This is a genomic window from Legionella quateirensis (assembly GCF_001467955.1).
In the GTDB taxonomy this organism is placed as follows: Bacteria; Pseudomonadota; Gammaproteobacteria; order Legionellales; family Legionellaceae; genus Legionella; species Legionella quateirensis.
This window is the reverse complement of the sequence record NZ_LNYR01000006.1, coordinates 229,641-241,388: the sequence shown is the minus strand read 5'-3', so window position 1 is coordinate 241,388 and position 11,748 is coordinate 229,641. Positions and strand designations below refer to the sequence as shown.

Below are 11,748 nucleotides of genomic sequence, written 5' to 3'. Positions count from 1 at the left end.
AATTTTTGCAGTGTAGTTATTTATGCTCAATAGAGAAACATCACGGAGTATTCATTGAATAACTGAGTTTATTGGGGGCTGCCATTTAGTTAAGGATTTGCTTCTGCCTGAACTGATTAAGGATGAATTGGAGTAAAAATTACACTTATAAAGGCAGTTGTATTTGGGGTTTTAGTACAAAGTAGCAATTTTTGTATTTGTTTGAGAGTATAAAACTTTACCACGTGTTCATCGTGAAACACGAGCGTGATTGTCGTTCTGTTCGTTAAAAACAGCCCGTTTAATTTGAGAGTAAGGAGTACTCGATGTTAAAAATGTTTAAATCCATGGATCCGGAATCAATTACCTATATTAAAATGTACAGCAGTTTTACTGATGAGATTACTGAGGCGGGTTTTGCCTATGTTTTAATGCCGGCTTCTCCTCAAAGAAGTTTGGTTTGTTTGCAGTCTATCCAGTTTGTGTTCAATGCATGCGGTGACGTGACCCAACTCGGCATTTTCTATAATGGTAAGGAAAGGGATATTCAAAAAAAGGTCTGCAATACAATGAGCGGACTTGTGTCACTCAAGCTGCGCCATGGAGCGGGGTGCGAACTGTGTACTTTTGATGAAAACAGGAACTTTTTTAATTTGCAGATTGATAGCAGCAATGATTCATCAGGCTTTTTGACCGATATAATCGATTTGTTAAAAGAAGAGTATTTGATGAAGCCTGATTTTGTCCTCGATTTAAAGTTACAGCTGCTCGACAAAAATTTTCTGGAGCAGGAATTCATTCGTTTGCGGGGAAAAACACCTGAGCCGCGGTCCGCTTGTATCATTTGCTAGCGGATCAAACACTGAGGAGATCTCTTTTAATTATAGTACTGCCTGAATGTGCGGATCTAAAAATATATCCAGAAAATAGCTACTAAAATCAGCGCAATTATTAAATAATGGTAGCTAAAGAACGATGGTTATAAATGAATAATGAACAAGGGATATGAACCTATTTTATGGATATAAAATTATTTATGCCAAAGAGTACACGAATCATGATAAAGAAATTATTTCTGTGTATCTTGTACAGTTTCGTCTATTCATTGACCTGTTTTGCAGCCAATAGCGATGCTGAATTAACTAAAAAAATTTCTGCTATCGAGAAAAAATCAAATTCTATAATGGGCATTACCGCTATCTATATAGAGAAAAACAAGGTAATAACCCACAATAGTACGCAGCGGTTTTTTATGGCAAGTACCATCAAATTACCAATTGCCATGGCTTTTCTGCATCGTGTTGACCAAAAAAAAGATTCCCTGAATCGAATTATTAAGCTTGGATTGAGCAATTCCGTTCCAGGTTCAGGAACATTGCATCATGCCTGTGAGAAAAAAAAGATTAGCATGTCGATGCAGCAAATACTGAAGTATATGCTCACTAATAGTGATAACAGCGCAAGCGACACCATATTGCATACTGTGAACGGACCCGAGTATGTAACGAAACGAATGTATGAACTTGGTTTTAAAAATATATTTATAAATCGTTCTATTCTCGAGATGTTTATGGATACGAATCATGTGGATCATTCATTAATGAATAAACCCCGCTCTGTCTATTCCTGGAAAAGAATATTTAACAGTATACCTCTTAAAAATAAAGTGTTGGCCTGGCAGCGATTTGAAAACGACAAACGCGATACGACAACACCTGACGAAATGGCAAAATTATTGGTGAAGCTCTATAAAAAAGAAGCTCTTTCGGAATCCAGTACGCAAGTACTCATCAATATTATGGAACAATGCAGAACAGGTCGCAGCAGGATCAGAGGGTTATTGCCCGGTAATGTCAAAGTAGCACATAAAACAGGAACATGGGCAATTGATGAACAAAATTATTTAAAGTATCCTGGTTCCAAAAAATTGTTCCGATTTGCCAGTGACGTAGGGATCATTACTTTGCCTAATAATAAAGGGCATATTGCCATTGCTGTATATGTAAAATCGCAAGCAGCCAGCGATTATTCACGGAGTCGAGCCATTGCCTTGGCCAGTCGTGCGATTTATGATCATTTCATGAAGTTGTCGCTTAAATAAGGTTGTTTCTCTCGCGAAAGCGCGGATGACGTATAAAACGGGATCATCGTTCAGTGCTTGTCCGCGCCATCCAGAAGAACTCTGGATACCGCGGACAAGCCGCGGTATGTGAGCCATTACTGATAATTAACAAAATGAATTGTCAACAAAGCCTGGAAATGCTCCTGGACATCAGTTGAGCATTTCTGGCTTAAAGAGTTTTCCATTTATGAACAGCTGTTGATTATCAATTTTAATGTCAACAATATAATAAGTCCCTTCAACCCTCAAAAGCCCTTTATTAATATAGTTCTTGATGATGGTGTCTGCTTGCGCTTCTGAATTGGCCGTATCATTTACAGGGTCTGTTGTGGTTGAGGATGCTGGCACGGGATCTCGAGCAGTTGTTGATTGTGTCTGATTATTTGTTGAATTACTTTGCAATGAGGCGGCTATGAGTGCTTTTACAGTAGCAGCAGGTGCTTTAAATTGCCCTTCTCCATGCGCTTTTTGCATTATTTGTGCCGCATCACTGATGTCGCTTTGAGGTAAAACAAGCTTCAAATTACCAGTGATTTGACCATCAGGTACCGTTAAATACATCTCAGATAATTCAAGTTCTGATCCTTTAGATAACAGTTTAGGTAAATCAGCAAGTAAAGCCAGCATGTTTAATTCTGGATGTTGATTATTTTCCAGCATGGTCCATTGCAGTTTATTAATATCAGCCATGGCAGAAGGGTCCAGATTTTTAATACTCAATTTAAAAGAGCCCGGCCCGTAGGTATTATTATTAACAAATAACTTCTTCAAGGTTATGTTGGCGTTGTAGTTCAGTAATTTATCGCTGATGTCTGAACCTAAATCTACGTCAAATGCCTCCATTTCAACTACTTTGGCATTATCCGCATTGAGAGTAAAAAAAGGAATTGATAAGTGAGTCTGACCTATCCACAAGCCTTCAGTATAGTAAAATTTAAATTTATTAAACACTTTGCCCAGTTTAAATGAGACGTTATTCGCATCGCCATTGAAACCATAAGCTGTCCAACGACCTTTGATTTTATCTATATTTGGTGAAATTTTAAGTACCGCGCTTAAACCCAGCCACTCAAATTGATAATCCTGAGGCCCGGTTTTGCCTTTTGTAATAATAGAAGGAAGCGAGTATTTGAAAATGGTATTGTTACAATAACTTATTAATGCACCGTAGTGTGTTTGTGGTTTGGTTGTCACATAGCCCAATCCAAAGCGCATCCCTGAGTCAGTAAAGATGAAAGGTCCATGATTAATCATCAAAGGGAAGTTAATATTTAAATCGACGGGAGGATTGTTTTTTGTGCTTCCATTCTCGTTTGTTACCTGTTGAGCGGGTATATGCATTTCGAAAACCAGGTTGGCACGTGATGAGAACCAGCCCCGATGGTATTTATCTAGATGAACACTGGCCATAGTCGTATTATGAAAGGCATTGATATTTTTATTGAGAGTGCGTTCTACCAAAAATCCCATAACGTAATAAGCGAGTAAAATCAGCACTAATAAGGATATAAACAACCCGGTCCATTTTTTCATCATTGCTCGAAGTGAAGGTACATGGTTATTATTTAGTCTAAAAAACTGATTTTGTAAAATTCGAGTAGAATTGTTAAATAAATAGTTAACTTATTCATAAATTTAAGGTTTATAATTATTTCATCATTATCTCTTATGATACACTCATTATAATTATGAAAATTATTCTATCGCTCTCATTTTTTATCAGCACCTTGGGGTTTGCATTCTCTTGCCATGATCCCCAGGTAATTCATCAAAAACCAATTCAATTTGGTACGGAACGTATTGCGTTAACACGTGATTATCAGTTAACTCATTATGGAATTGATTCAAAATCTATCGAAATCGAACCCAAAATGATCGTGATGCATTGGACCTGCGTTCCTTCTTTAAATGTTACCTTTCGGATATTTGATCCTTCGAAGTTACCCGCCAGTTCTCCTAGACGAAGTGAATTACCAGGGGATTTAAATGTTTCAAGTCATTTTTTAGTTGATAAAGATGGAAGTATTTATCAGCTTATGCCCGAAACCTGGATGGCCAGGCATGTTATTGGTCTTAACCATTATGCGATAGGTATAGAAAATATTGGTGGTGTAGATGGCAAAGATGATTTAACTGAAGAACAGGTTAAAGCCAATGCTTTTCTGGTATGTTATTTAAAGAAAAAATATCCGACTATTCAATACGTAATTGGTCATAATGATTATCTGAATTATAAAAATACACCTTTATGGCTTGAAAAAGATCCAACATACCAAACCGATAAAACAGATCCAGGCCCAACATTTGTTAAGAGGGTAATTCAATTAACGGGTAAATGATCGGCCCGATTTTACATGTGTTTTTTTGTGCAAGAGCAGATTTTGTGAGTACTAATCACAGGATAACGAGGAATAAAAGGGACAATAACAATGTACGCTTTTAATCGCACAGGTGTTCACTTTATACGATTTTTTAAATCCATTTTCTTCTTTTTGAGTTTTATTGGGCATTTAAGTCACAGCATTAAAAATATTATTACCCGACATTTGACCATTTCCTGGCAAAATGTGTGGAAAATCTTATATTACTCTGGCGTAACTTTGGTCACACCTTTAATCATTATTTGTGCTTTAATGACCATGTCCTTGTCCATAAACAGTTATACGATTTTAAGAAACTTTAATATACAGGATAAAGCCCTTTCGATAGCACAAACGCTCCTGATCCAGGATATTCTTCCCATCATTATTGGTTTTGTTTTATGTGTTCAGGTCTCTTTGAATATTATCAATGCCCGTATCAAAATTACCAAGTTACAGCGCTCTCCTCAGGAAGTAATTCTGGAGTACATACTGCCGATTATTATCGGAGTTAATATTACGGGATTGTTATTATATACCTACTTAATCATCATTATTTTTTTGAGCATGTACCTTACGTTCCATAATGTTTTTAATATGAGTAATTATATTTTTTTACTGGATTTGGAACGGACAACAACCCTGTTTGCCTTCACCTATTCAGTGGCTAAAACTTTGTTATATTGTTCCATTGTCAGTTTTACCGCAGGATATTACTATTATATGGTTGCCACCAGACATGTACCATTGAGAAAAGCGGTTTCGCGAATTTTAACTCGTGGGTCGTTGTGGTTAACTATAAGTAGTTTTTCAATTAAATTTTTAAATCTATAGGGAATTTGATGCGCTCCGAAAAATTTTATACCTCAATTGGTGTTTTTGTCGTTGGTGCATTGATCCTGATGATCATGGCGGTTGTATTTTTTTACGAAGAGTACGTCCATGCCCAATCCCAAATGTATGTCATGTTTTTTAAAGGGTCTTTAAAAGGCTTAAACTCAACAACTCCAGTCACATACAGAGGCGTAAAAATTGGTGAAGTAAAACTGATTGAAATTACTGAAAACAGAGCGATGAATAAGGTCAGGATACCCGTTTATGTTCAGTTTTTTGTTGAAAAAAATTTAGGCTTTACGCAAAATCCAATTCATTTGTTAATTAGTAATGGTTATGTTGCGCAAGTATCTACTCCTAATTTTATAACGGGTAATGCTGAAATTGAATTGGTGAAAATGGACTCCCATACACCATCAAAAGATATATTTTTTAATGATTACCCCGTATTCCCAACCCGGAGTCGCGTTGAAAAATCACCTACTCTTGATGACTCCATCAAAGCCGCTAAAATGTCCTTTGAAGCATTCAGGACACTGATCACTTCTGACGAAGTGAAAGATCTCATTAAGTCTATTAATAATATGAGTGACAGCATGTCAGTTTTAGCGACTAGAATGGATAGAAACCTGCCTCCGGCTATGGCTTATTTTAATATAACCATGCAAAAAATTGCTGATGCAGCATCATCAACTCAAAATTTGACGGATTATTTATCCCGAAATCCGGAATCATTGCTGCGAGGTAAACGGTGAAACAGATTCAGATAATCATCATATTGGCATTAGGATTTATACTTTGTGCTTGTGGACGAAGTAAACAGCCAGAGTATTATATGTTAAATCCAATTCCACCCAAGTCAGCTCCCGTTGATCGGCATATTTTTTTGAAGATTGGCATGGAACCCATTCACACTCCGCCATTTACTGAGAAACCGCAGTTGATGATTTATGACAGTTTAAATCGGGTCCAACTGGAAGAATTTCATCAATGGGCTGAATCATTGGATAAAAACATTAAAGGGGTCATCAAAACCAATTTAAATACGCTTATTCCTGGTATTGTTATGGAAGACGCGCCCTGGGACCTTGATTTCAAGCCAAATTATAATGTGCAAATAGATATCTCTGAGTTCAAAATTGGTCTATGCGGCAACAGCAGTTTACGTGCCAGCTATTCTATATCAAGCCAGGAGCACATCATTAAAAAATATGATCGTTATTATCATGTGAAAGTACCTGTAGTCAGTGTAGACGCATTAGTTCAGAGTATGAATTCAAATTTAAATTTGTTTACACGAGATATGGCAAAATCATTAATTGCTTTGAAATACAATAGAAATTCAAAGTGATATTAGTTACATTTTGTGTCCTGATTGCTTTTTATTTTGTTGAGACGTAATGAATTATCCCAGGGTTGGTATAGGTGTTTTGATCTTTAATAACAATAAGCTATTGTTAGGTCAGCGACTAGGTGAGCATGGCCATCTCACATGGGGACCGCCAGGTGGACACTTGGAGCTTGGTGAAACATTTGAGATGTGCGCCATTCGTGAAACACAAGAAGAAACGGGATTAATTATTTCTTCTCCTAAAGTAGTTGCGATTACAAATGATGTTTTCGACAAAGAGCGCAAGCATTATGTTTCTATTTTCTTAAAAGCCGAATATCCCAGCAATCAAGCAATTCATATTATGGAGCACGATAAAGTCATTTCCTGGCAATGGTTTTCGCTTCATTCGTTACCAGAGCCTTTATTTTTGCCATTAGAGCATCTGATTCAAGAGGGGTATTTTATGCACAACAAAGGAGTTACCCAATACTCATCATATTAATTCCCTGCACACAATATCAGGTGAGATTTTGATGAATCGATGTGACGTTTAAATAATTGAATTTAAGGTATATTGAGTGCGAACAAATCTTCTAACTATTTTTAGCGATTTTGGTGACGGTCTTCGTAATAAAATTACTGGCATTTACAGTGTATTGATCCTGTATCATGTTTTTGTATGGCTATGGGCATTTTATGCTTTGCATGATAACCCACTTCTGTTTAGTACGGCTGTGTTGGCTTATACCTTTGGTTTACGTCACGCGGTAGATGCCGATCATATTGCCGCTATAGATAACGTGACTCGTAAATTGATGCAGGAAGGCAAAAAACCTATATCAGCCGGATTATTTTTTTCTCTTGGCCATTCTACAGTAGTTGTTATAGCGACAATTTGTGTGGCCTTGACCACTGCAACACTGATGCAAAGCAATATAAATCGATGGCATGAAGTGGGTAGCTTGGTATGTATTTCTATTTCGGCATTGTTTTTGATATTAATTGCACTCATTAATCTTTTTATTTTCATTTCTATTTTTAAAGTGGTACAGCACGTCAGGAAAGGAAATCACTATCAGGAAGAAGATATTGATAATTTATTGAACAACAAGGGGTTTTTTGCCAATCGATTTCGACGTCTCTTTGGAGTGATCAGTCATAGTTGGCAAATGTATCCTTTAGGTTTCTTATTTGGACTTGGATTTGACACCGCAACTGAAATTATTTTACTTGGAATCACCGCCTCTGAAATGGTACATGGTTTATCATTCTGGTCAGTATTGATTTTTCCTGCGTTATTCACTGCAGGGATGACCCTTATAGATACTACAGATAGTATGCTCATGGTCGGTGCTTACGGTTGGGCATTTATGAAACCTATACGGAAACTTTATTATAATTTAACCATCACTTTGGTTTCCGTTCTGGTGGCTTTTTGTTTGGGAACGGTAGAGGTGCTTGGTTTAATCGCTAATAAGATCGAGGCGAATGGTTTTATTTGGAATTTAATTAAAGAGATAAACAGCCATTTTGATATTTTAGGATACGTCATCATTGGAATTTTTATGAGCAGCTGGATTATTTCAGTAATGACCTATAAATATCTGCAACTTGATAAACTGGACTTAAATGTAAAAAATGAGAGACAAGAATAACTCAATGAAAAAATCTGAAATTTTTAATGCAACATAGAGGTTATTATTTTGCGATCCCTGTGTTTTTGTTGAAAAAAGCCCTGACGTTAACTCTCTGATTTATTTCCATTCCTTGCTATTTTGAACGTCATCATTTATTGTTATTTCCAGATTTTAAAGGGATATTTGAGGTTATTGAATGAAAAAAATGGATTTAAGAGATTCACTGATGTTTGTAATCTCAATATTAGCTTTAAGTCTTACGAAACCAATAAGTGCAGAGTCCTTAAAGCCCCAGAAAATAAGTGTTAATGAATTCAATCAAAGCCAGAAAAGCCCTTCAGTATCTACGCTGAATACATCGTTTAATCATAGGGGTTCGTGGTTTGCAGGTGTGGGTATCGGGGCAATGCAACCCAGTAATCCTGCCAGTTTTTCGATAAATAACGGATCTGATTTTGATCCGCCTAACAATATGGATGCCTTCTCCACGAAATGGTCTGATTCTTATCTTGTATCAGCAACTGTTGGACGATTCTGGCAACGACCCAGTCAATTTATTCCTGGATATGCATTCGGTCTGCGTTATCAGCATTTTTTTGCCAAGGATATTACCGGTCAGGTAATGCAATACTCGTTACCTGAGTTTACGAATTATGACTATAATCTGGGTGCGAGTATCAATACTTTATCCCTCTATACCAAGTTGGAACTAATACAATTTGGTCCAGTACTACCTTATCTGACGGGAGGTCTTGGCTTATCCGTCAATCATTCAAAACTCTATGAAGAAAAGTCTCTTCCAGGCATAGTTCCAAGAGACAATCCCGCTTTTGCGGCACAGACTAAATCACAACTGACCTATGATCTGGGCTTGGGCGTTGATGTTCTGATTAATCCTCAGGTTATTCTTTCTCTTGGTTATGCATATCAATATTTTGGTAAATTAAGTACTGGATATGGCCAAAGAATAGAGTGGGCAACTCAACGATTAAATCTTGGTAATTTAAAAGCCAATACTTTTCTTATTGAGTTAACTTATCTGTTTGATAAAAAAGAAAATAAAGTATTTATAAAATAGAGCAAGTCGAATAGATCGGATCTTCTTAATAAAAATGATTTAGTCTCTGAGTGGAGTTGATATGAAACAATTAAGCATAGTATGTGCTTTATTTTTAATGATGAATCAGGTTTTTGCCGATAATCCCGTAATTTACTCTCTTGATGCTCCTTTTCCTGCTCAGGTATCTACTCTGGGTGGAGCTGTTACCGCAACCTATACGTTCACAAATAATCTCCCTTTTGCTTTTAAAAAACCCTTTCAGGTCACAGCGAAATTCTGTCCGGCTCTTAACGATGAGTGTACTGCTAACGCTAATGAATATACTATCATTGATCTATGTACGGGGAAAAAGTTACAGCCCAGGGAACGTTGTACCTATAGTGTATCTTTGACTGCTAAATCTACGGGTCAAAAGACAGTTCAGGTCAGTTATGGCGGATATGACAATAATGTGGTCACGATTAGACCTCCTTTGTCTACAACTGCAAAAGCAACGCCCGCTGGAGTTTTAGGAACCATCAGATTCCCTTTAGCAAATCCCTTGCCCAGTCGCGGATTTACTAATACTGACTATACCGTGACATTTATCTTTGCTAATTATGAAGCAACAGCGGTGAGTTTTACTCAGCGTATTTTACAGAATAATGATCCGCTTCATCCTAATTTTTTAATTACCAGTGATACCTGTTCTCCATCTGGAACAACAGGAACTTTAGCGGGTGGATCTCAATGTCGTATTACGGGTAAATTTAATTCAGCCAGCAATGGCACTTTTACCTTAACTGCAGAGTTACTCGGTCTCATCAGTTCAAACAGACTGAGCACCACGGCTATATTACAGGCACCGTCTTTTAATCAATTAATTGGTGTCGATTATAATCCCAATCACTATACCAACAGTTACCCATTTAATTTTCATGATGTTTTTTACACAGGAACACAAAATAACCCTGCTGCTACTAACGTTTATGCGGAATTACAACAACTTCAGAACGCAGGATTTACTACGGTGCGTTCCTATCAGACAGAACCTTACAGTTGGATAGATATTATTAATCAGGCCCATGCTCTGGGGATGCAGGTCATATATGAAGCGGTTATTCCGCAACAACCAAATGACTCAATCTATGCTGGGTGCCCGGTAGGTGTTGGCGTTTTGAATTATATTCCATGTGCCCAGCAGACTCTGCAAGCTGTGGTTAATGAGGTTACCCCTGCAGTATTTAATAGTACAGTGAGCCTTGTTTTTGCTGGTCATGAAAATTATTGCGAGGCGGGAAATGTTACATCTCCTTGTAATAATCCCATGGTTTCAAATGTTGCTTATTTAACTTCTGCCGTGATGGATTTGCAAACAACAATTGCAGGCTTAGGATTGACTACACCAGTAAGTTCTGCTCTGGTCAGCGGCAATTTGGTAACACCCAGTCCCGCGATTACTGCAGATATGCAAACGTTGATTAACCAATATTCTGCAAGCGCGCCTTTAGGTTTCGATCCTTATCCTTTTCAATGGGGCGTTTCTCCGGCGAATGCGGGAGTTTGGACTCCTCCGCTAAGTACTACTAACCAACCAACAAATTCATTAGCCTGGGATTACATCCAGGTTGTTGGATCAGCTAATCCACCGGCATTACCTGCTGCTGCAGGACAGTCATTTTATACTCCGGGTCGAGTACTCTTAATGGCTGAGACAGGATGGGCAACTGCGGGCACAACGAGCGGTTACGCATGTAATTCTCCGGGACCGTGTGCTCCATCAGTTGCGAATGCTACAACTTATTTCCAAACTCTTTATCAAATGAACACCAGTAATTTTGTGAGTACTTCAGGATACACTAATGGTGTGCTTGCTTTTGAGGCCTATGATGAACCGGCGAAACCTGGTCCAACAGCGGAACAGAATTATGGCTTGTTTGACACAAACTGCAATCAAAAAGCAGCGGGTATGGTCCCTAATAATGCCATGGTTTCCGCAACGGGGTGTCAAGGCTACATTAATGGCACCCTGTTAACCATAAACGGTACTATCCCTCCATCACCACAGCCGGCATTTAATGTTCAAATATCTTATGCATCAGGACAATATCCCAACATCAATGTCACAATCCCTGCAAATAATGGGACAGCTCCCAATATAAATACAGTCACTCCATGGCCTCAATTTTTAATATATCAAGGCGCGATAATTCAAGTGTCGTCAACTACAAGTGGGCAGGTTTGTACCACTACAGCGACAACAGTCACTGCCTCACCCGCTTCAATTACTTTTTCACCAGTAGTGTGCTCGAATACTACGAGTAGCATGGGGTGTTTTGGATTGGGGTGCCAGATTTCTAATCCCTATTAAGTGGATCAAGAAATAAATTGGAGTGTGCAGGCAACTGGCAAAGGATTCTGGTTCTGATTCCTTTGCCTATCAG

11 protein-coding genes are annotated in these 11,748 nt (G+C 37.9%); 10 read left to right on the top strand and 1 reads right to left on the bottom strand.

Translation table 11 applies throughout. The annotated features are described in order from the left end of the window. Positions 1-305: 305 nt before the first annotated feature. Together Lqua_RS03510 and bla are read left to right on the top strand one after the other, a co-directional pair. Positions 306-830, top strand: a complete 525-nt coding sequence (locus tag Lqua_RS03510; RefSeq protein ID WP_058472891.1) for a hypothetical protein — start codon at positions 306-308, stop codon at positions 828-830. Between the two features lie 206 nt (positions 831-1,036). Beyond that, complete coding sequence (gene bla, locus Lqua_RS03505) at positions 1,037-2,080, top strand: class A beta-lactamase (RefSeq protein ID WP_115148803.1); 1,044 nt, start codon at positions 1,037-1,039, stop codon at positions 2,078-2,080. 171 nt (positions 2,081-2,251) lie between these two features. Here the strand turns inward: bla and Lqua_RS03500 are convergent, their stop codons facing one another. Beyond that, on the bottom strand, positions 2,252-3,637 hold the full coding sequence (locus Lqua_RS03500; protein WP_083501241.1) for a YdgA family protein: 1,386 nt from the start codon (positions 3,635-3,637) through the stop codon (positions 2,252-2,254). Positions 3,638-3,789: 152 nt separating this feature from the next. Between Lqua_RS03500 and Lqua_RS03495 the strand changes: the two genes are divergently transcribed. The 8 genes from Lqua_RS03495 to Lqua_RS03460 all read left to right on the top strand — a co-directional run bounded on the left by Lqua_RS03495 (position 3,790) and on the right by Lqua_RS03460 (position 11,675). Beyond that, positions 3,790-4,440 (top strand): N-acetylmuramoyl-L-alanine amidase, encoded by a 651-nt coding sequence (locus tag Lqua_RS03495; RefSeq protein WP_058472889.1) that lies wholly within the window; start codon positions 3,790-3,792, stop codon positions 4,438-4,440. A 90-nt stretch (positions 4,441-4,530) separates the two neighbouring features. Next, positions 4,531-5,295, top strand: coding sequence for an ABC transporter permease (locus Lqua_RS03490; RefSeq protein WP_065240142.1), 765 nt, complete (start codon positions 4,531-4,533; stop codon positions 5,293-5,295). 8 nt (positions 5,296-5,303) lie between these two features. Next, entirely contained in the window at positions 5,304-6,050 is a 747-nt protein-coding gene (locus Lqua_RS03485) for an MlaD family protein (RefSeq protein WP_115148650.1), read from the top strand. Then, positions 6,047-6,646, top strand: a complete 600-nt coding sequence (locus Lqua_RS03480; RefSeq protein ID WP_115148651.1) for a PqiC family protein — start codon at positions 6,047-6,049, stop codon at positions 6,644-6,646. Before Lqua_RS03485 ends, Lqua_RS03480 begins: the two co-directional genes overlap by 4 nt. A 49-nt stretch (positions 6,647-6,695) precedes the next feature. After that, the gene (locus Lqua_RS03475) at positions 6,696-7,130 is read left to right on the top strand and encodes a nucleotide triphosphate diphosphatase NUDT15 (RefSeq protein WP_058472888.1); all 435 of its coding nucleotides are present in this window, start codon (positions 6,696-6,698) and stop codon (positions 7,128-7,130) included. A gap of 76 nt (positions 7,131-7,206) precedes the next feature. Beyond that, on the top strand, positions 7,207-8,283 hold the full coding sequence (locus Lqua_RS03470) for a HoxN/HupN/NixA family nickel/cobalt transporter (protein WP_058472887.1): 1,077 nt from the start codon (positions 7,207-7,209) through the stop codon (positions 8,281-8,283). A 178-nt stretch (positions 8,284-8,461) separates the two neighbouring features. Next, positions 8,462-9,343: an outer membrane protein gene (locus Lqua_RS03465; protein WP_058472886.1), complete on the top strand. Its 882-nt coding sequence runs from the start codon at positions 8,462-8,464 to the stop codon at positions 9,341-9,343. A 61-nt stretch (positions 9,344-9,404) separates the two neighbouring features. Next, positions 9,405-11,675, top strand: a complete 2,271-nt coding sequence (locus Lqua_RS03460; protein WP_058472885.1) for a glycosyl hydrolase family 17 protein — start codon at positions 9,405-9,407, stop codon at positions 11,673-11,675. Positions 11,676-11,748 lie beyond the last annotated feature (73 nt).

Bases quoted from the DNA above. Each gene is read 5' to 3' on its own strand.
- Lqua_RS03500 (WP_083501241.1), bottom strand. From the start codon at position 3,637: ATGATGAAAAAATGGACCGGGTTGTTTATATCCTTATTAGTGCTGATT.
- Lqua_RS03460 (WP_058472885.1), top strand. From the start codon at position 9,405: ATGAAACAATTAAGCATAGTATGTGCTTTATTTTTAATGATGAATCAG.
- Lqua_RS03465 (WP_058472886.1), top strand. From the start codon at position 8,462: ATGAAAAAAATGGATTTAAGAGATTCACTGATGTTTGTAATCTCAATA.
- Lqua_RS03490 (WP_065240142.1), top strand. From the start codon at position 4,531: ATGTACGCTTTTAATCGCACAGGTGTTCACTTTATACGATTTTTTAAA.
- Lqua_RS03475 (WP_058472888.1), top strand. From the start codon at position 6,696: ATGAATTATCCCAGGGTTGGTATAGGTGTTTTGATCTTTAATAACAAT.
- Lqua_RS03485 (WP_115148650.1), top strand. From the start codon at position 5,304: ATGCGCTCCGAAAAATTTTATACCTCAATTGGTGTTTTTGTCGTTGGT.
- Lqua_RS03495 (WP_058472889.1), top strand. From the start codon at position 3,790: ATGAAAATTATTCTATCGCTCTCATTTTTTATCAGCACCTTGGGGTTT.
- bla (WP_115148803.1), top strand. From the start codon at position 1,037: ATGATAAAGAAATTATTTCTGTGTATCTTGTACAGTTTCGTCTATTCA.
- Lqua_RS03510 (WP_058472891.1), top strand. From the start codon at position 306: ATGTTAAAAATGTTTAAATCCATGGATCCGGAATCAATTACCTATATT.